General features: G+C 69.6%; 16 protein-coding genes. 11 read left to right on the top strand and 5 right to left on the bottom strand.

The genetic code is table 11. The features are described from left to right. Nucleotides 1–3 precede the first annotated feature (3 nt). The 3 genes from J2W78_RS01180 to J2W78_RS01170 all read right to left on the bottom strand — a co-directional run bounded on the left by J2W78_RS01180 (nt 4) and on the right by J2W78_RS01170 (nt 4,282). Nucleotides 4–2,025: a glycosyltransferase gene (locus J2W78_RS01180; RefSeq protein ID WP_253367283.1), complete on the bottom strand. Its 2,022-nt coding sequence runs from the start codon at nt 2,023–2,025 to the stop codon at nt 4–6. Continuing rightward, nucleotides 2,025–2,711, bottom strand: a complete 687-nt coding sequence (locus tag J2W78_RS01175) for a hypothetical protein (RefSeq protein WP_253367281.1) — start codon at nt 2,709–2,711, stop codon at nt 2,025–2,027. Before J2W78_RS01175 ends, J2W78_RS01180 begins: the two co-directional genes overlap by 1 nt. Nucleotides 2,712–2,896: 185 nt before the next feature. After that, nucleotides 2,897–4,282, bottom strand: coding sequence for a dipeptidase (locus J2W78_RS01170; protein ID WP_253367279.1), 1,386 nt, complete (start codon nt 4,280–4,282; stop codon nt 2,897–2,899). A gap of 390 nt (nt 4,283–4,672) precedes the next feature. On the opposite strand from J2W78_RS01170, the gene J2W78_RS01165 reads away from it, so the two are divergent. The 4 genes from J2W78_RS01165 to crcB all read left to right on the top strand — a co-directional run bounded on the left by J2W78_RS01165 (nt 4,673) and on the right by crcB (nt 9,038). Continuing rightward, nucleotides 4,673–5,197 carry a (2Fe-2S)-binding protein gene (locus tag J2W78_RS01165; protein ID WP_003599579.1) on the top strand — a complete coding sequence of 175 codons (525 nt, stop codon included), beginning with the start codon at nt 4,673–4,675 and terminating at the stop codon, nt 5,195–5,197. Continuing rightward, nucleotides 5,194–6,210, top strand: a complete 1,017-nt coding sequence (locus tag J2W78_RS01160; RefSeq protein WP_253367277.1) for an FAD binding domain-containing protein — start codon at nt 5,194–5,196, stop codon at nt 6,208–6,210. Before J2W78_RS01165 ends, J2W78_RS01160 begins: the two co-directional genes overlap by 4 nt. A gap of 9 nt (nt 6,211–6,219) precedes the next feature. Continuing rightward, the gene (locus J2W78_RS01155) at nt 6,220–8,481 is read left to right on the top strand and encodes a xanthine dehydrogenase family protein molybdopterin-binding subunit (RefSeq protein ID WP_253367275.1); all 2,262 of its coding nucleotides are present in this window, start codon (nt 6,220–6,222) and stop codon (nt 8,479–8,481) included. Nucleotides 8,482–8,669: 188 nt separating this feature from the next. Further along, a complete protein-coding gene (gene crcB, locus J2W78_RS01150) occupies nt 8,670–9,038 on the top strand; it encodes a fluoride efflux transporter CrcB (RefSeq protein ID WP_301288498.1) in 369 nt (122 codons plus the stop codon). A 78-nt stretch (nt 9,039–9,116) separates the two neighbouring features. Here the strand turns inward: crcB and J2W78_RS01145 are convergent, their stop codons facing one another. Next, nucleotides 9,117–9,986 carry an NAD-dependent epimerase/dehydratase family protein gene (locus J2W78_RS01145; protein WP_253367273.1) on the bottom strand — a complete coding sequence of 290 codons (870 nt, stop codon included), beginning with the start codon at nt 9,984–9,986 and terminating at the stop codon, nt 9,117–9,119. 199 nt (nt 9,987–10,185) lie between these two features. Here J2W78_RS01145 and J2W78_RS01140 point away from each other — a divergent pair, with 199 nt between their 5' ends. From J2W78_RS01140 to J2W78_RS01130, 3 genes are all read left to right on the top strand, one after another. Continuing rightward, entirely contained in the window at nt 10,186–10,836 is a 651-nt protein-coding gene (locus J2W78_RS01140; protein WP_253367271.1) for a M15 family metallopeptidase, read from the top strand. Nucleotides 10,837–10,994: 158 nt separating this feature from the next. Further along, nucleotides 10,995–11,282: a hypothetical protein gene (locus tag J2W78_RS01135; RefSeq protein ID WP_253367270.1), complete on the top strand. Its 288-nt coding sequence runs from the start codon at nt 10,995–10,997 to the stop codon at nt 11,280–11,282. After that, nucleotides 11,279–11,605 carry a hypothetical protein gene (locus J2W78_RS01130; protein WP_253367268.1) on the top strand — a complete coding sequence of 109 codons (327 nt, stop codon included), beginning with the start codon at nt 11,279–11,281 and terminating at the stop codon, nt 11,603–11,605. The genes J2W78_RS01135 and J2W78_RS01130 overlap by 4 nt, the downstream gene beginning before the upstream one ends. Nucleotides 11,606–11,726: 121 nt before the next feature. On the opposite strand, the gene J2W78_RS01125 is transcribed toward J2W78_RS01130, so the two are convergent. Continuing rightward, nucleotides 11,727–12,386, bottom strand: a complete 660-nt coding sequence (locus J2W78_RS01125; RefSeq protein WP_253367266.1) for a MarR family winged helix-turn-helix transcriptional regulator — start codon at nt 12,384–12,386, stop codon at nt 11,727–11,729. A gap of 246 nt (nt 12,387–12,632) precedes the next feature. Between J2W78_RS01125 and J2W78_RS01120 the strand changes: the two genes are divergently transcribed. From J2W78_RS01120 to J2W78_RS01105, 4 genes are read left to right on the top strand one after another with little or no spacing between them, the layout of a single operon-like run. Next, nucleotides 12,633–14,810, top strand: a complete 2,178-nt coding sequence (locus tag J2W78_RS01120) for a glycosyltransferase family 2 protein (RefSeq protein WP_253367264.1) — start codon at nt 12,633–12,635, stop codon at nt 14,808–14,810. A 31-nt stretch (nt 14,811–14,841) separates the two neighbouring features. Further along, entirely contained in the window at nt 14,842–15,609 is a 768-nt protein-coding gene (rfbF, locus tag J2W78_RS01115; RefSeq protein WP_253367262.1) for a glucose-1-phosphate cytidylyltransferase, read from the top strand. After that, a complete protein-coding gene (gene rfbG, locus J2W78_RS01110; protein WP_253367260.1) occupies nt 15,609–16,703 on the top strand; it encodes a CDP-glucose 4,6-dehydratase in 1,095 nt (364 codons plus the stop codon). Before rfbF ends, rfbG begins: the two co-directional genes overlap by 1 nt. Then, nucleotides 16,700–17,929 (top strand): methyltransferase domain-containing protein, encoded by a 1,230-nt coding sequence (locus tag J2W78_RS01105; protein ID WP_253367258.1) that lies wholly within the window; start codon nt 16,700–16,702, stop codon nt 17,927–17,929. Before rfbG ends, J2W78_RS01105 begins: the two co-directional genes overlap by 4 nt. The last annotated feature ends 3 nt before the right edge of the window (nt 17,930–17,932 follow it).

Raw genomic sequence — 17,932 nt, 5'->3', positions numbered from 1 at the left:
GGGTTAGGCCGCGCCCTCCGGCAGGATGATCCGGCCGATCCCGTCATCGCTGAGGAACAGGAGGCATCCGCCCGCCGGGGGCGTGGCCGCCGTGCGGAACGACAGGCTCACGGGAAGCGGTGCCGGCAGACGGCTGGTGAGGTCGGCATAGGTCTCGATCTTGCGCCGGTGGAGGGGCGTGACCCGCTCCAGGCGCCATTCGAAAGCGCCCTCCCCCGCGATCAGGAAGACGGCCGCCGGATGGGTGTCGTTGACGAGCACGCCGGGGAGCAGGGTTTCGATCTCGATTCGATCGCCTGTGCTGCCGACGATGCGGCCCTCCGTTTCCCAATCCGCCTGCATCCGGGCGAAGGCGCGGGCGAGCGCCGCGCGGGTCGCGGGCGGCAGCTTTCGGTCGCGCACCCATTCGGGTGACAAGGCGACGTCCAGCGCGTCGAGATCGGGTGGATTGCCCTCGGCGGACGCCTCGGCACGGGCGAACCAGCGCTGCCGCTGCGGCGCGTAGACAGCCGCTGTGCCGTGGCCCGGGCGCCGCTCGGTGGCCACCAGCACACCGAGATCGGGGTCGGCGGCGGGCCGGGAGCGGGCGGAGGTTTCACAAGTCAGGACGAGACCGCCGCCGCGGACGACAACCGACTCCGCATCCGGGTGAGCCTCCCCTCTCCGCACGCGTGGGGAGAGGGCTCTGCCGACCTCGTCGTCGGCAGAGCGAGCCGGCAGGCGAGGGTGAGGGGGCGTAGACGAACGAGGCTCACTCTGAACCGCCCCCTCACCTCCGCTACCGCTCGTCGCGACGACGACAGGGTCGTCGCGACCCTCTCCCCGCATGCGGGGAGAGGGGGATGCGCGTCCACGTTGGTGCTCTTCCAAGAGGTCAATCAACTCTGCCTCCGCCGCCAGCGCGGTCTCGGCGTAGCGCGTGAACAACCTCTCGCTCGCCCGCGTCAGCCGCGCCAGCGTGTCGGCATCGCCTGCAACCGCCAGCACCGCCTCCTTGACCGCCTCTGCATCCCGGCAGCGATGGGCCGGCTCGACCGGCTCGAAACCTTCGAGGCCGATCTCGGTGCCGATCACCGGGCGGCCGAAAGAGAGCGCCTCGCCAACCTTCATCTTCAGCCCGGAGCCCATCAGCATCGGCGCCACGACGAGATCGGCCTGGGCGTAGAAGTCTTCGAGACGGTCGAGATAGCCGAGCAGGCGCACGCCGGGTCCTTCGACACCGGGCAGGCTGCGGCAGATCTCGCCGGCGATGACGAGTTCGGGGCGATCCGGGGTCCAGCCGTCGCGCCAGGCCCGGATGAAGCGGCCGATCGAGAACAGGTTCGGATCGTTGCCGTGGCCGAGAAAGCCGATGCGCGCGACGCGCTCCGGCACGGCGAACGGCTTCTGGGCCGGGAAATGCGGCGGCAGCAGCAGGACGCGGCTGTCGGTCAGGTCCGCGAAAGAGGCGGCTTCCGCCGCTTGGATCGCCAGCACGACGTCGGCGCGGGCGAGACCCGCCGCCTCGCCGGCCGCGTCGGTGTAGAAGAAGTTCGGCTCGGCGCGGAACGGGCGGTACTGGTTCTGACGGCCGGCGAAGCGGTCGTGGGTGTCGATGAGCCGGAGCACGCCCGGCGGCACCCGCTCCAGGGCGCGCGACAGAAAGACGTAGTTCACCAGCACGGCGCCGGTCTCAGGGTAGGCAGAACCGTACCACGCCACGAAGTCGCCGACCTCGTCAGGGCACCATTCGTCGATCCCGAAGGCGCTGGAGCGCGTCTTGAGCGGGATCACGGTTCGCGCCTCGATCAGGAAGACGTTGCGGAACGTCTGCTCCATCGCCGAAAAGTCGGTCGGCGGGTGCTGGCCGAAGCGGCGGTAGATCTGATCCTCGTGGGCGTAATAGGCGAGATCGATGGCAAAGCCGCCGCGGGTCAGCGCCTCGCAGGTGGCTGCCAACCGGCGCCGGTTGCCGGCGCTTACGGGTGCCGCCGGCATCGGCGCGAGAACGAGGATCGCGGGCTTGTCCGCGCGGTCAGGTGACATCACGAGGCCCATGTCGTCAGCGCCGTGAAGCCGTGGGCGTGGAGCGCGAAAGAGCGCTCAGGCAGGCCCTCCGGCGCCGCGCCCCAGACGGGTTCGAGCGCGAGGTGCTGACGCGGGTGTTTGCCGAAGCGCAATCGTGCCCCGGCCACCCGCGCACAGCCCCAGCCGGCGCGGCCGCGAAACAGCAGGCCGTGCGGGATCGCAGTGCCGCCGAGGGTCCAGCCGTGATCCTCGTCAGCGAGGTCCGGCGCATCCTCGGCGACCGGTAACGCGGCGACCGCCGTCTCGATGAGGCCGAACAGGCGCCCGAGCGGCGCGAGGCCGGTCGTACCCGCCGAGAGCAGCGCCCGCGCGAGCAGGGTCCGCTCGGCCAGGGGTAGGACATCGTTCGCGGCCCGCTCGGGCCGCACCGAGAGATCATGAAAATGCGTGGCGACGCTCACGCTCTCGGGCAGCGCGGCGCTCTCGGCTTCGAGCGCCAGCAGGCAGATGGGCCCGTCCGGCGCGCCCGCGTCGAGGCCGGAGAAGACCCATGTCACCAGCCGCACATTCTCGGGCGCCCCGATATGCAGCGGAATCGGCAGCGAGGGCGGCAGGGGAAAGCGCAGCACGCAGGCACCGGGCGCGGCCTCGATGAGCCGGCCGGGAACGGGCTTCGCCAGCTGTGACAGCGCAACGCTGCTCATGCCGTCACGCCGTCGGCCGGGGAGACCATCGAGCCTTCCGCCCACGGCCTCATTCCGAGGTTCCGCACGGCCTCGAAGGAACGCCCAGGGATCACGCGGGATCTGAAGCCCCCTTCGATGCCCGCTGTCGCGGGCACCTCACGATGAGGGGAGCAGGCGGGAATCTCCGCGTGCATCGCCACCGCTTACGCCTGCGCCAGCGCCGAGAGGATCCGCGCCCAGGAGCGCGTGCCCTTGTGGAAGCTCGTCAGCTCGTACTTTTCGTTGGGCGAGTGGATGCGGTCGTCGTCGAGGCCGAAGCCGATCAACAGAGTGTCGAGGCCGAGGAGGCGCTTGAAGTCGCCAACGATCGGGATTGAGCCGCCGGCCCCCACCGCCACCGCCGCGCGGCCCCACTCGGCCGAGAGCGCGGCTTGCGCCGCAGCGAGTTGCGGCATGTCATAGGGCAGCGCCACCGCCCGCGAGCCCTTGTAGCAGATCACCTCCACCGAGCAGTCGGTGGGGATGCGCTCGCGCACGAAGGCCTCGAAGGTCTTCGAGAGCTGCTCCGGGTCCTGGTCGTCCACGAGGCGGAACGAGACTTTTGCCGAGGCTTGGCTCGCGATGACGGTCTTCGTCCCCTCCCCCGTGTAGCCGCCGATGATGCCGTTGACGTCGCAGGCCGGGCGCGACTGGATCAGCTCGATCGGCAGGCGCCCGCGCTCACCCGCCGGCTCCCTGAGGCCGATCGGGCCGAGAAACTTCTCGGGCGTCAGGCCGAGGCCGCGCCACTGCTCCAGCAGCTCGGGCGGAGGCTCGCGCACGCCGTCGTAGAAGCCCGGCAGGGTCACCCGGCCCTCGCTGTCGTGCAGGTCGGCGAGGATCCGCGACAGCACGTGGATCGGGTTCGCCGCCGCGCCACCGAAGAAGCCGGAATGGAGGTCGCGGTCGGCGCAGGTCACCTTCACTTCGTAATAAGCGAGCCCGCGCAGCGAGGTGGTGATCTGCGGCGTCTCGCGATCCCACATGCCGGTGTCGCAGACGAGCACCACGTCCGCCTTCAGCCGCTCGCGATTCGCCTCGACCCATTCGGGCAACCCCTGAGAGCCGTTCTCCTCGGCGCCCTCGATCAGGATGGTGACGCCGACGGGGAGGTCGCCGTTCATCGCGAGATGCGCCCGGCACGCCTCGACGAAGGTCATGACCTGACCCTTGTCGTCGGACGCGCCGCGGGCGACGATGCGCTTGGTGCCGTCCGCCTCCTCGATACGCGGCTCGAACGGCGAGGTGCGCCACAGGTTCAGCGGATCGACCGGCTGCACGTCGTAATGGCCGTAGAACAGCACGTGCGGCGCCCCCGGCTTCGGGCGGTGCGCCAGCACGACGGGATGCAGCGAGGTCTCCTCGACGCTGGTCTCGAAGCCGAGCGCCGTCAGGTTTCCTTCGAGCCACTGCGCCGCCTCGCGGCAATGGCCGGCATAGGCGGAATCCGTCGAGATCGAGGGGATGCGCAGCCACGCGAACAGCCGCTCCAGGCTGTTGTCCAGATCGCGGTCGATGTCATTGAGGACGGGGGCGAGTGCATCGGCCATGGCGGCTCCTCGAAGTCGGCGTGCGGGGCAAGCGTTAGCGCATCATCCCGAGAGGTGGCTTCCGGCTTTCGGAAAAAGATGATGCAAAAACAAAAGGCTAAAGCATCGTCCCGGATAGCGGATCCGGGACGATGCTTTAGCCGAGCTTCTCGCCCCGCGGAACCCCGGCCGTCCGCGAAGCGCGTCCAAGCCTCGCCGGTCCGTGATCGCGCGGCGGCACCCCTCCACAGGACGAGCGGAACAGGGCCACCTTGGAATGGTTATCGACACGACCCGGTGCGGGCCCCGAGCCCGCGCCCTTCCAAGACGCGCTCCCCGTCCGGCCCCTCGCGAAGCCTTCCGCCTCGCGTTCCGTCCGTGCGGAGCCCGTGCCTCATCACGGATGTAACTATGCTCATCGACAGCGGTTCGCCCGGCGCCGTCGGGACAATCGGCATCACGCTCACCATCAACGGTGAGCGGCGCGCGCTTCAGGTGGCGCCCTGGACCACGCTGCTCGACCTCCTGCGCGAGCGCCTCGACCTCACCGGCACGAAGAAGGGCTGCGACCACGGCCAGTGCGGCGCCTGCACCGTGCTGGTGAACGGCACCCGCATCAATTCCTGCCTCACGCTCGCGGTGATGAAGGACGGCGCCGAGATCACCACCGTCGAGGGGCTCGCGGGCCTCGCCCATCGCGAGGGCAAGAACAGCCTTCACCCGATCCAGGAGGCCTTCGTCGAGCACGACGCCTTCCAGTGCGGCTACTGCACGCCGGGCCAGCTTTGCTCGTCGGTCGGCCTTATGAACGAGGGCCACGCCAAGACGCGCGACGAGATCCGTGAGGCAATGAGCGGCAACATCTGCCGCTGCGGCGCCTACACCAATATCGTCGATGCGATCGAAGAGGTGATGCACCAGGGAGACGCCCGATGAACCGCTTCGATTACGTTCGCCCCAGCACGGTGGCGGAGGCGGTGCAGGCGCTGGGTAGCGATCCGGCGGCCCGCTTCATCGCCGGCGGCACCAACCTCATCGATCTGATGAAGTACGATGTCGAGCGGCCGGGCAAGCTCATCGACATCACCCGCCTGCCGCTGGCTGAGATCGAGGAGCGCGACGGCGGTCTGCGCATCGGCGCCCTCGTGACCAATGCGACGCTGGCCTACGACGCCCGCATCCGCGAGCGCTACCCGCTGCTCGCCGACGCGATCCTGGCCGGAGCCTCGGCGCAGCTGCGCAACGCGGCCTCGACCGGCGGCAACCTGTTGCAGCGCACCCGCTGCTACTACTTCTACGATACGGCCACGCCCTGCAACAAGCGCGAGCCCGGCACCGGCTGCTCGGCCATCGGCGGGGTCGATCGTATCCACGCGATCCTGGGCACCAGCGAGCACTGCATCGCCACCCACCCGTCCGATATGTGCGTGGCACTCGCCGCCCTGGAGGCGACGGTGCAGGTGAGCGGGCCGCAGGGCGACCGCGCGATCCCATTCGCCGAGTTCCACCGCCTGCCCGGCGACAATCCCGCCAAGGACACCAACCTCGCGGCCGGCGAGATCATCGTCGCCATCGATCTGCCGGCCAAGGGCTTTGCCGGCAAGCACCACACCTACCTGAAGCTGCGCGACCGGCTCTCCTACGCCTTCGCACTGGTCTCGGTCGCCGCCGCCCTCGAACTCGACGGTGAGACCATCCGCACCGCGCGCCTCGCGCTCGGCGGCGTCGCCCACAAGCCCTGGCGCAACACCGAGGCCGAGGCGCTGCTGCAGGGCAAGCCCGCCACCCGCGAGACCTTCAAGGCCGCGGCGGATCTCATCCTGCGCGAGGCCAAGCCGCAAACGACCAACGGCTTCAAGATCGAGCTGGCGCGCCGCGCCATCGTCCGCGGCCTTGAGCAGGCCGCCGCCGGCACGCCCCAGTCCCAGTCCGACAAGCGCATCCAGTAAGGAGCAGCCATGACCGTTCAGATCAGCCCGGCGGCTGGCCGCGACCGTTTCGTCGGCAGCGCCGTCAGCCGCGTCGATGGCCCGGCCAAGGTCACCGGCCTTGCCAAATATGCCGGCGAGTTCGCCGCGCCCGACCTCGCCTACGGCGTCGTCGTGTCGAGCGCCATCGCCAAGGGCAGCATCCGCAGCATCGACGCTTCCGCGGCCGAAGCGGTGCCCGGCGTCATCAAGGTGATCACCCACGAGAACCGCCCGGCCACCTCCGACAAACCGGAGGATTACCAGGACGCGGTGGCCCCCCCCGGCGCGCCGTTCCAGGCGCTGGCAACGAACCGCATCATGTTCTCCGGCCAGCCGGTGGCCCTCGTCGTCGCCGAGGATTTCGAGACGGCGCGCTACGCCGCCTCGCTGGTGCGGGTCGATTACGGGGTCGTGGCGCCGCGCACCGACCTCGAAGCGCAGGCGCCCGAAGCCTACGATCCGCCGATGAAGCGCTCCGGCATCAAGCCGCCTCCGGAGCCGTGGGGCGATGCTTCGACGGCGTTCGATGCGGCCGAGATCCGTGTCAACGGCCAGTACCGGATGGCCGACGAGCACCACAACCCGATGGAGCCACACGCTTCCACCGTCGTCGTGGAAAAGGACGGCACCTACACGGTCTACGACAAGATCCAGGGCGTCTCGAACACCCACGACTACATCGCGGGCGCCTTCGGCCTGAAGCCGGAGCAGGTGCGGGTGTTGAACCCCTATCTCGGCGGCGGCTTCGGCTCGGGCCTTCGGCCGCAATACCAACTCTTCCTGGCGATGCTGGCGGCCAAGGATCTCGGCCGCTCGGTGCGGGTAACGCTGACCCGCGACCAGATGTGGTCCTTCACCTACCGTTCGGAGGCGCTCCAGACCGTCTCGCTCGGCGCCGACCGCTCGGGCAAGCTCACCGCGCTCAAGCACGACGCCGTGCAGGGCACCTCGGCCTACGAGGATTATCAGGAGGTCGTCGTCAACTGGTCGGGCGTGCTCTACGATTGCGACAACGTCGCGCTCACCTACAGCATCGCCAAGCTCGACACCCCAACGCCCGGTGACATGCGCGCGCCGGGCGCCGTGACCGGCGTCTACGCCATCGAGACCGCGATGGACGAGCTGGCCTACGCCATCGGCCAGGACCCGATCGCGCTTCGCCTGAAGAACTACACCGAGAGCGATCCGACGGAAGAGAAGCCGTTCGGCTCGAAGGCGCTGAAGGACTGCTTCCGCCAGGGCGCCGAGCGCTTTGGCTGGAGCCGGCGCACCCCGGAGCCGCGCTCCATGCGCGAGGGCCGGGAACTGGTCGGCTGGGGCATGGCCACCGGCATCTGGGAATCGATGATGATGCAATCGAGCGCGCATGCCGTGCTCACCGCCGACGGCCGGCTCGAGGTCGGCAACCAGACGGGCGACATCGGCACCGGCACCTACACGATCCTGACCCAGATCGCCGCCGACACGCTGGGCCTGCCCCTCGACCACGTCACGACCAAGCTCGGCGACACCAAGCTCGCGTTGGCCCCCGTGGCGGGTGGCTCGTGGACGGCGGCCTCCTCCGGCACCGCCGTGATGAAGGCCTGCCGCGACATCGCCGAGCAGGCGTTCAAGCTGGCCCGCGGCATGGAGAACTCACCGCTCGCCAACGCCGATTTCGAGCGCGTGGTGTTCACGAACGGCCGCATCGAGGTGGCGGGCGATCCCTCCAAGAGCGTGGCGCTCACCGACGTGCTGAAGGCGACCGGAACGCAGAAGCTGGAGGCGACCGGCGAGGCCGCCCCGGACAAGGACTTCGCGAAAGAATACGAGGCCTACACCCACTCGGCGATCTTCGTGGAGGTGAAGATCGACGAGGAACTGGGCCAAGTGCGTTGCACCCGCGTGGTCTCGGCCATTGCGGCGGGCAAGATCCTCAACCCGAAGACGGCGCGCAGCCAGATCCTCGGCGGCGTCGTCATGGGCATCGGCTCGGCCCTTCACGAGGAATCGATGCTCGACCACCGCATCGGTCGGTTCATGAACCACAATCTGGGCGAGTACCACGTGCCGGTGCATGCCGACATCCACGACATCGACGTGATCTTCGTCGACGAGGAGGACAAGGCGAACCCCCTCGGCGTGAAGGGCCTCGGCGAGATCGGCATCGTCGGCGTGGCCGCCGCGATCGCGAACGCGGTCTACCACGCCACCGGCAAGCGCATCCGCCACCTGCCGATCACGCCCGATAAGATTTTGGGCGAGGGCTGAACCACCCCGTCGAATCGAAGACAGAAGCCCCGCCGGCCCCGTGCCGGTGGGGCTTTCTTTTGAGAGCCGGCTCCAACGGTCCGCGCACCGGGTTCTGATGAGGCGCGCCTCAGTCCGCCCAATGCGCTAGATCTGCACACGCCTTGCAAGCCCGCGCTGTTGCCGCTTTCGATCCCGAGCCCCAAGTCTTGAACAGTCTCCTCGTCTTCCTCGGTGCCGGCCTCGGCGGCGTGATGCGCCACGGGGTCAACTTCTGGGCCGTGCGGCTCGGGGCGAGTTTCCCGTGGGGCACGCTCGGCATCAACGTTTTCGGCTCGGTGCTGATGGGGGTCGTCACCGGCTGGTTCGCCCTGCGCGGCGGGCCGCCGCAGGCGCGGCTGTTCGTGGCCACCGGAATCCTCGGCGGCTTTACCACCTTCTCGACCTTTTCCCTCGAAGCCCTCACCCTGATAGAGCGCGGCGATTGGGTCGCGGCGCTCGCCTACGTGCTCGTCTCGGTGCTGGCGGGCATTGGCGGGCTGGCTCTGGCGCTGATCGTGATGCGGCAGGTGCTTTAGTGCTTCTCACAAAACGCCCGCTGCGCCGAGATGCCCAGAGGGGCGACGATCGGTGATCGGGCGTTTAGTGAGGCGCTTTCAACCACGGCGGGCGAGGGCTGCCATCGCCTCCGTCTCGTTCACGACGTCCGCGTAGCCGAGTTCCGAACGGATGCGGCTCGTATCCTGCACGATGGGCTGAGCGTAGTCGAAATCGGGCGGCGGCGGGTGGTTCTTCCGCGGCGTCAGGCGCGCCAGGCGCTCGCCCATGGTCGGCGTTCGGTCCTCTCCGATGTTGTAGATCGAACGGGCTGCCGCCGGATGGCACGCGGCCAGGGCGATGGCCGCCGCGACATTCCCCACATAGCCATGGGTCCATCGCCAGTTCGGCCGATCCGCGAAACCGTAGACGGTGGCGAGATCGGCGTTGTCCTCGGGGCCGTAGACCTTTGGCAACCGCAGCACCGTCCAGGGCAGCGCCGCGCCTCCCATGACCACCCGCTCGGCCAGGATCTTGTCGTAGTCGCGGACATAGTCACCGAGCGCCGCTTCCTGGTCGCGATAAGGGAACCGGGTCTCTCGCAGAGGTGCGTCCTCCTGCAGGGGAACGGGATCGGGTGGGCCCGGCTCCCTGCGCAGCAGGCGACCGAAGGCGCGGTAGACGTCGGCGCTCGAAATCATGACGAGGCGCCCGGCGCGGCCGGCGAAGGTCTCGACGGCACAGTGCGCATCGGCCTCGCCCATGAGCACCATGTCGATGACGATGTCCCAGTCGGCCGCCGCAGCGGCGCGGGGAAAGCGGATGATGGGATAAGCCGCGTCCGGATCGTGCAGGCGGCGCACCGGCGGCAGGATCGGATTGTCGGTCCGTCCGCGGTGAAGCAGCGTCACGTCCTCGCCCTGCTCGTGCAGTCTGCGCGCGAGGTGGGCACCGATGAACCGCGTGCCGCCGACGACGAGGATGCGCACGGTCCCTCCCGCGATCGGGCGTGACGGCCGTGTCACGCTGCTTCTCCCCTACAATCCTAGGGTGCCGGCGGACTTCCTCCACCGCTCCTCCTGCGCTCGACAGACCCGCAGCCGCACCGCTACCAAGTCGGTGTGCCTCATTCGTGGAAGTGGAGCCTTGAGCACCTCCCCTTGGTCCGGTCGATGCAGGGTTCTGCTCATGGCACTCCTCACCACCGTGCGACCAGTCCCCGCCAACTCGGGAGAAAACCCCTTCGTCGATGCCGCCCGGCACGTGCCGGGGCTCGCCCTCGACATGCGCTATGCCGGCTCCGACAACTTCGTCGGCCGGCCCATCGCCGGCTACAAGGCGCCGCGCTGCCTGCTGACTCCGCAGGCCGCCCGCGCGCTGGCTCGGGTGCAGGCCTCGCTCGCACCGGACGAACTCGGCCTCAAGGTGTTCGACTGCTACCGCCCGCGTCAGGCGGTGGCCGACTTCGCCGCCTGGGCGCGCGACCCCGCCGACACGCGCATGAAGGCGGCCTACTACCCGCGGACCGACAAGGCGGATCTGTTCCGCCTCGGCTACATCGCCGAGCGCTCCTCGCATTCCCGCGGCTCGACCGTGGACCTGACGCTGATACGCCTCGGCGGCGGCACCGAACTCGACATGGGCACGCCGTTCGACCTGTTCGATCCGGCCTCGGCGACGGATTTTCCCGGCGTCAGTTCCGTCCAGGCGCACAACCGCCACCGCCTGCGCGACGCGATGATTCGCGCCGGCTTCGCTCCCTACGCGCAGGAATGGTGGCACTTCACCCTCAAGGGCGAGCCCTACCCCGATACGGCCTTCGACCGCCCCGTTCGCTGATCGCCCGCACCAAGCCGAGATACCGCCGCGATTTTTTGGAGCGGGTTGAATTGTTCTAAATCGATAGTATGGCCCGCAAAAACAGAACCCAATTAAAGCATTTCCAATGTTTTGAAGATCACTTGCGTAATATCGACAGATAGAGCCATGATGAACGCATGGCACACCTTCTGACATTTCCGAACGCTTCACACGTCAGCACGTGGCCCTCGCGGGCCGATACGCTGTCCTCGGTCCGCGAGGGCTCCGGCGGCTTGGCCGGTTTGCTCGCGGCCCTCGACGCGCTGCTCGAATCCGTGCGCCTCGCGTGGTGGGACGGCTCCTCCCTCGGCTTGAGCCGGGGTGGGCTCGAATCCCTGGTCGGGCTGGAGCCGGGCGACGCGACACCGCCGCGGTTGGTGCCGATCGAAGCTCGGGCAAGGGCTCGGGGAAAGGTGCAGGCATGAGCGCCGGTCTCGTCACGGCCCCGCCCGACGCGGGCGAGCGGCACGCGCAAGGGTCGTTGGAGCGGGCGCTCACGACCGCGTTCTGGCAGGCGCTTCAGCGCGAGCCGATGCACGTCATGGCCGCGCTCGAAGCCGCGGCGCGCACCGTCGGCACGCTCTACCGGCAGGTCGCTGCCGCGCACGGCCCCGACGGGCACTGCCCCTGCGGCTGGGAGCCCGACCCGGAAACCGACCTCATCGTGCTGGAAGCAATGCTGGCCGCCGCCCTCTCCCACCCGGCCCATCGGGATCTCGCCGACATGGTGCCCGCCGGGCGGGCGTGAACCATCAAGCAAGGGGGACGTCGCTTCGAGAACCGGCCGTCGAACATAGGAGGCGGCTGGCCGTACTGTGAAGCGGCGAGGCGGCCACTCTCCACAGGTGCCGCGCGCAGTCGGCTGCGCCTTAGGACCGGACCACCACGCTCGCCGTGCCCGACTCCAGCAAAGCTTCGTCCTCGTCCTCGGCCTCGCCGTCGATCTCGGCATCGGCCTCCTCGTGGCCGGTGACGCCCGCGGCTTCCGCGAGGCTGCGAGCGACGCGGCGCAGGAGCTTGCGCAGGCGGCGGCGCTCCTTGTTGTCGAAGTCGTCGAGCAGTTCGGCTTCAACCTCGTCCCAGATCCGCTCGATCGCGGCGGCTTTTGCAAAGCCCGTCTCGGTGAGGCGCACGCGAACGATGCGCCCGTCGCCGGCCTCGGCCCGGCGCTCGACGAAGCCGAGGGCGGCAAGCCGCGAGATCGTCTTGGAGGCGGTCGGCGGGCGCACCCGCAGGGTCGCGGCAAGATCACCCATGGTCATGCTGCCGGCCGCTGCCAGCGCCTGCACCACCTGCTCCTGGCCGGCGAACAGGTCGAGTTCGGCGAGCCGATCGCCGATCCGGGCGCGGTGCAGCCGCGCTGCCTGGACCAGCGCCCAGCCGACACTCTTGGCCGCCGGGGGGCGCAGCCGCTTGACGGTCTTGTTGACGGTCTTGCCCGCCTTGTCCTTCGGTGCGCTTCGACCGCCCGGCTGAGCGGGGGCTTCATCGTGTGCCGCCACGGCGACCACTTCGTTTGCCGCCGACATGCTCCGGTTTCCCTTCACGGACATGCGGGCTCCTGAACGCTGCCCGAAAAGAGTGCCCTCCGGGCGGCCCGCAGGGCAAGCATCTGCCGATTGGCGATGAAACTTCGATGACAGAAACCCTTCGCTTTGCCGCCACGGGGCCGACAACACACCGCTTTTGCGAGAAACCGCTTCACGGCGCGGCCGATTTCGTGGATTCCCGCGCCGCATGAGCTTCGACCGGAACCGAGACGACGGGCTGTTCGCATGAAGCGCCGCGAGGCGCTCGGCCTCTATCCCCTACGCGACCTGCGCCGTTGTGCGGACGACGCTTGGAACGCGACCGGCCCCGATCCGGTCTTCGCGCTCGGCCCCGCGGACGCGGTGTCGGCCCTGTCGGGCCAGCGCATCCGCGTCCGCTGCCGGCCGGATTCGGTGCGGCCGGTGCTCGCGGTCGAGGCGCGGGGCGAGGCCGAGCCGCGCCGCTACCGGCTCACGGTGCGGGCGGACGGCACCGACGATCTGATCCGCCTGCCGCCCGGCACACGCGCGCTGCACCTGGAAGCCGCCGAGGCAGGCCCGCGCTTCCGCCTCGATGCGGTGCGGATCGCGCCGGCGGGCCGGATCGAGGCGGCGCTCCTGTCCGCCCAAAAGATCATCGAACGGTTGCCGCCGCAGGAGCGTCGGCCGCTGCGCCTCCTGCGCCGCGCCGTCGGCCTCCTGCGCAGCGTGCCGCCCGGCGAAATCTGGCGCCGCCTCACACGCGCCGCCCAGACCCACCGTCCGCCCGCCAGCTACGCCGCCTGGATTCAGGCGGTGGAAGCCAAGGCTCTGCCCTCCATTGAGACGATGCGCGCGCAGCTCGGAGCCCTGCGGGAGCGCCCCTTGATCTCCCTCCTCATGGTGGGCGGCGGCGATCCGATCCAGCTTGGGGAAACGGTCGCGAGCCTGCGGGCGCAGATCTACCCGGATTGGGAATTGTGCCTCGCGGCGGCGCCATCGGCCGCGCTCGACGCGCTGGCGGCGGAGGACGACCGCATCCGTCTGTTCCCACCCTCCGACGGCACAGCAGCCTCCCTTGATGCGGCTCTGGCGCAGGCGCGCGGCCCCACTCTCGCGACGTTGGAGCCCGGCACCCGGCTCGCGCCGCACGCCCTCCTCGCCCTCGTCCGGCGGCTCGCCCGCGAGCCCGATCTCGACCTGCTCTATTCCGACGAAGACCGGATCGGGCCGGACGGCGAGCGCTGCGATCCGTACTTCAAGCCGGACTGGTCGCCGGAGACCCTAGAGAGCAGCTTTTACATCGGCGGGCTTGCCCTCTATCGCACCGCCCTGGTGCGGGCGGTCGGCGGCTTTCCGGCGGACAGCGAGGGCGCGCACGACTACGACCTCGCACTCCGCGTGACTGAGCGGAGCGAGCGCATCGGCCACGTCGCCCAAGCGCTCTGCCATCGCCGCGTCGCCACGCCCGACTCGGAGGCCGCCGCCCGCGCGCTCGCCGGGCGCGCCCGGCGCACCGGCGGGCTCGAGACCGTTCGCGCGCTCGGCCCTGAGCGTTTCGCCCTGCGGCGCACCCTCGCGACGCGCCCGCTCGTCTCCGTCATCATCCCGACCGCCGGGCGCGACAGCGTCATCGGCGGGCGCAGCATCGATCTCCTCGCCGCCTGCCTCGCCAGCATCCGCGAGACGAGCACCTACGAAACCATCGAGATCGTGGCGGTCGACAACGGCGACCTGCGCCCGCAGACGCGCGCGGCGGTCGAGCGGTTCGGCGCGCGCACCGTGACCTGGGACAAGCCGGTCTTCAACGTCGCCGCCAAGATGAATCTCGGCGCGGGGGCGGCGAGCGGCGAAGTGCTGGTCTTCCTCAACGACGACATCAGCGTCATCACGCCGGACTGGATCGAGGCGATGCTGGCGCTGCGCGCCATACCCGGCGTCGGCGCGGTCGGCCCCAGGCTCCTGTTCGAGGACGGCAGCCTGCAGCATGCCGGCGTGGTCTTCGGCGAGGGCCTGCCGGACCATGTCCGCCGCGGATATCCCGGCGACGACGCCGGGTATCACGGCTCTACTCTGGCCAACCGCAACACTCTCGCCGTCACCGGTGCCTGCGTGATGGTGGCCCAAGCCGATTTCGAGGCGATTCGCGGCTTCGACGAGGGTTACGCCATCAACTACAACGACATCGACCTCTGCCTGCGCCTGCGCGAGCGGGGCCTGCGAACGGTCTATTGCGCCGAGGCGAGCCTGCACCACTACGAGAGCCGCAACCGCATCCCCACCGTCGATCCCGCCGAGCAGGCGCGCTTCCGCAAGCGCTGGGGCGGATCGCTCGCCCGCGATCCGTACTACCCGGAGCCGTTCGGCATCCGCCCGCCCGTTTTCGAACTCGACGCCGAGCGGTTTCCGGCAGCATGTCAGCGCATGGTAGAGGCGTGGCGATGATGGCGACGACGCAGACACTCGGAGGCCAACCGTGAAGGCCGTGATCCTCGCGGGCGGGCTCGGCACGCGGCTCTCGGAGGAGACCGTGGTGCGCCCCAAGCCGATGCTGGAGATCGGCGGACGGCCGATCCTCTGGCACATCATGCAGATCTTCGCCGCCCACGGCGTGAGCGAATTCGTGATCTGCCTCGGTTACAAAGGCTACGTCATCAAGGAGTTTTTTCTCAATTATCGCTTGCACCTGAGTGACGTGACGCTCGATCTCGGCCGGGGCGACGTGCAGTTCCACCGCTCGGCCGCCGAGGACTGGAAGGTCTCGCTGATCGAGACGGGCGACGCCACCATGACCGGCGGGCGGCTCAAGCGGGTGCGCGACTATCTCGGCGACGACGACTTCTTCATGACCTACGGCGACGGCGTCGCCGATATCGACCTCACCGCATTGGCCGCCTTCCACCGGGCGCATGGGCGCCTCGCGACGCTGACGGCGGTGGTGCCGCCCGGCCGCTTCGGCGCGCTCGACCTCGCGGGCGACGCGGTGCGCAGTTTTCGCGAGAAGCCGGCGGGCGACGGGGCGACCATCAACGGCGGCTTCTTCGTGCTCTCGCCCAAGGTCCTCGACCGGATCGAGGACGACGCCACCGTGTGGGAGAGCGGCCCCCTGGAAAGCCTCGCCCGCGACGGCCAGCTCCACGCCTACCACCATCACGGCTTCTGGCAGGCGATGGACACCCTGCGCGACAAGAAGCACCTCGAAGAACTCTGGGCCCGCGGCGACGCGCCCTGGAAGGTGTGGTGATGGGGGCGCTCAACCCCGATCCCACCTTCTGGGCGGGCAAGCGCGTGCTGCTCACCGGGCATACCGGCTTCAAGGGCGCGTGGCTGAGCCTGTGGCTCACCCGCCTCGGCGCCCACGTCACCGGCTTCGCCCTGGCGCCGGAGACGCAGCCGAACCTGTTCGATGCGATCGGATTTCCGGCCGAGGACTCGCACATCGCCGACATCCGCGACTTGCCGGCGCTCGCCGAGGCCGTGGCGGCGTCCGAGCCCGAGATCGTGATCCACATGGCCGCGCAGGCCCTGGTGCGGCCCTCCTATGCCGATCCGGTCGGCACCTTTGCGGTCAACACCATGGGCAGTGTCCACCTGCTGGAAGCGGTGCGGGCGGCGCCGAGCGTGCGCGCCGTCGTCGTCGTGACGAGCGACAAGGCCTACGAGAACCGCGAATGGCCCTACGCCTACCGCGAGACCGAGGCGATGGGCGGGCACGATCCCTACAGTGCCTCGAAGGGCTGCGCCGAACTCGTGACAAACGCCTACCGCGCCTCGTTCTTCGGGGCGGGCGGGCATCCGGCGCGGATCGCCAGCGCGCGGGCGGGCAACGTCATCGGCGGCGGCGACTGGTCCCTCGACCGGCTGATCCCCGACATCGTGCGCGCGTTCGAGGCGGGGGACTCGGTCGAGATCCGCGCGCCGCACGCGATCCGCCCGTGGCAGCACGTGCTGGAACCGCTCGCCGGCTATCTGCGGCTCGCCGAATGCCTCGCGGGCGCCGACGGCGCCGCCTTCGCCGAGGGCTGGAATCTCGGGCCGGCGGACGAGGATTGCCGCCCGGTCTCGTTCCTGGTGGAGCGGCTGGCCCGGGGCTGGGGCGGGGGGGCCGGCTGGCACCTCTCGCAGAAGACCCATCCGCACGAGGCGACCTATCTCAAGGTCGATGCCTCCAAGGCCCGCGCCCGCCTCGGCTGGGACCGGCGCCTGACCCTCGACACCGCGCTCGACTGGACCGCAGCGTGGTACCGGGCCGCCGCCTCCGGTGCCGATCCCCGCGCTCTGGCCGAGGCCGAGATCGCGCGCTACGAGGCGCTGGGCCAGCCTGGAGCACACGCGTGACCGCCCCGACCTGCCGCGCCTGCGGCGCCGCCCTCACCCGGACCTTCTGCGATCTCGGTCTGTCGCCGCTGGCGAATTCCTACGTCACGCCAGAGCGCCGCCACCGAGGCGAGACCTTCCATCCGCTCCACGCCTATGTCTGCGACGCCTGCTGGCTGGTGCAGCTCGAAGCCTTCGAGAGCCCCGAGGCGATCTTTTCGGATTATGCCTACTTCTCCGGGTTCTCCGCCGGCTGGCTGCGGCACGCCGAGGCTTACGTCGCCGCGATGATCGCGCGCTTCGGCCTCGGGCCGGACAGCAAGGTCGTCGAGGTCGCGAGCAACGACGGCTACCTGCTGCAATACTTCGTCGCCCGCGGCGTTCCGGTGCTCGGCGTCGAGCCGGCGGCCAACGTCGCCCGCGTGGCGGTGGAGCGCGGCGTGCCCACGCAGGTCGCCTTCTTCGGCCGCGACACCGCCCGGCGGCTCGCCGCGGAAGGGCACAAGGCGGATCTGACGGCGGCCAACAACGTGCTCGCCCACGTGCCCGACATCCTCGACTTCACGGCGGGCTTCGCCGAGATCCTGAAGCCGGAGGGCGTCGCGACCTTCGAGTTCCCGCACCTCCTGCGGATGATCGAGCAACGGCAGTTCGACACGATTTACCACGAGCACTTCTCCTACCTCTCGCTCGGCGTGGTGATCGGCATCCTGCGCCAGCAGGGCTTTCGGGTGTTCGACGTCGAGGAGTGGCCGACCCATGGCGGCTCGCTGCGCGTCTTCGCCTGCCACGAAGCTGCATCCCACCAGCCCACTCCGGAATTGGAGCGCGTGGTGCTGAGCGAATGGGGGGCGAACCTGTTCGACCCCTCCGGCTATGCCGGCTTCGGGCGGGCGGTGGCCGACATCAAATGCGCGGCGCTCCGCTTCCTGATCGAGGAGCGGGCGGCGGGGCGGACCGTCTGCGCCTACGGCGCGGCGGCCAAGGGCAACACCTTCCTCAACTATTGCGGGATCGGCCCGGAGTTGATCCGCGCGGTCGCCGACCGCTCGCCGCACAAGCAGGGCACGTGGCTGCCGGGCAGCCGCATCCCCGTGGTCCCGCCCGACGAACTCCTGTCCATGCGGCCCGACACGGTGCTGATCCTGCCCTGGAACCTCAAGGACGAGATCGCCGGGGAGATGGCCGCGATCCGCGAATGGGGTGGGCGCTTCACTGTCGCGATCCCCGAACTGACGGTGTTCTGAAGC

It is taken from the genome of Methylorubrum extorquens, from assembly GCF_024169925.1.
Classification (GTDB): Bacteria; Pseudomonadota; Alphaproteobacteria; order Rhizobiales; family Beijerinckiaceae; genus Methylobacterium; species Methylobacterium extorquens_A.
The sequence above is the reverse complement of the archived record's forward strand: the minus strand, read 5'-3'. Positions and strand labels throughout refer to the sequence as shown.

What these genes read in the sequence shown, in the direction of transcription:
- J2W78_RS01135 (WP_253367270.1), top strand. Translation starts at nt 10,995, where the DNA reads ATGGCACACCTTCTGACATTTCCGAACGCTTCACACGTCAGCACGTGG.
- J2W78_RS01170 (WP_253367279.1), bottom strand. Translation starts at nt 4,282, where the DNA reads ATGGCCGATGCACTCGCCCCCGTCCTCAATGACATCGACCGCGATCTG.
- J2W78_RS01125 (WP_253367266.1), bottom strand. Translation starts at nt 12,386, where the DNA reads ATGTCGGCGGCAAACGAAGTGGTCGCCGTGGCGGCACACGATGAAGCC.
- J2W78_RS01180 (WP_253367283.1), bottom strand. Translation starts at nt 2,025, where the DNA reads ATGTCACCTGACCGCGCGGACAAGCCCGCGATCCTCGTTCTCGCGCCG.
- J2W78_RS01155 (WP_253367275.1), top strand. Translation starts at nt 6,220, where the DNA reads ATGACCGTTCAGATCAGCCCGGCGGCTGGCCGCGACCGTTTCGTCGGC.
- J2W78_RS01160 (WP_253367277.1), top strand. Translation starts at nt 5,194, where the DNA reads ATGAACCGCTTCGATTACGTTCGCCCCAGCACGGTGGCGGAGGCGGTG.
- J2W78_RS01130 (WP_253367268.1), top strand. Translation starts at nt 11,279, where the DNA reads ATGAGCGCCGGTCTCGTCACGGCCCCGCCCGACGCGGGCGAGCGGCAC.
- rfbG (WP_253367260.1), top strand. Translation starts at nt 15,609, where the DNA reads ATGGGGGCGCTCAACCCCGATCCCACCTTCTGGGCGGGCAAGCGCGTG.
- J2W78_RS01175 (WP_253367281.1), bottom strand. Translation starts at nt 2,711, where the DNA reads ATGAGCAGCGTTGCGCTGTCACAGCTGGCGAAGCCCGTTCCCGGCCGG.
- J2W78_RS01140 (WP_253367271.1), top strand. Translation starts at nt 10,186, where the DNA reads ATGGCACTCCTCACCACCGTGCGACCAGTCCCCGCCAACTCGGGAGAA.
- J2W78_RS01165 (WP_003599579.1), top strand. Translation starts at nt 4,673, where the DNA reads ATGCTCATCGACAGCGGTTCGCCCGGCGCCGTCGGGACAATCGGCATC.
- J2W78_RS01120 (WP_253367264.1), top strand. Translation starts at nt 12,633, where the DNA reads ATGAAGCGCCGCGAGGCGCTCGGCCTCTATCCCCTACGCGACCTGCGC.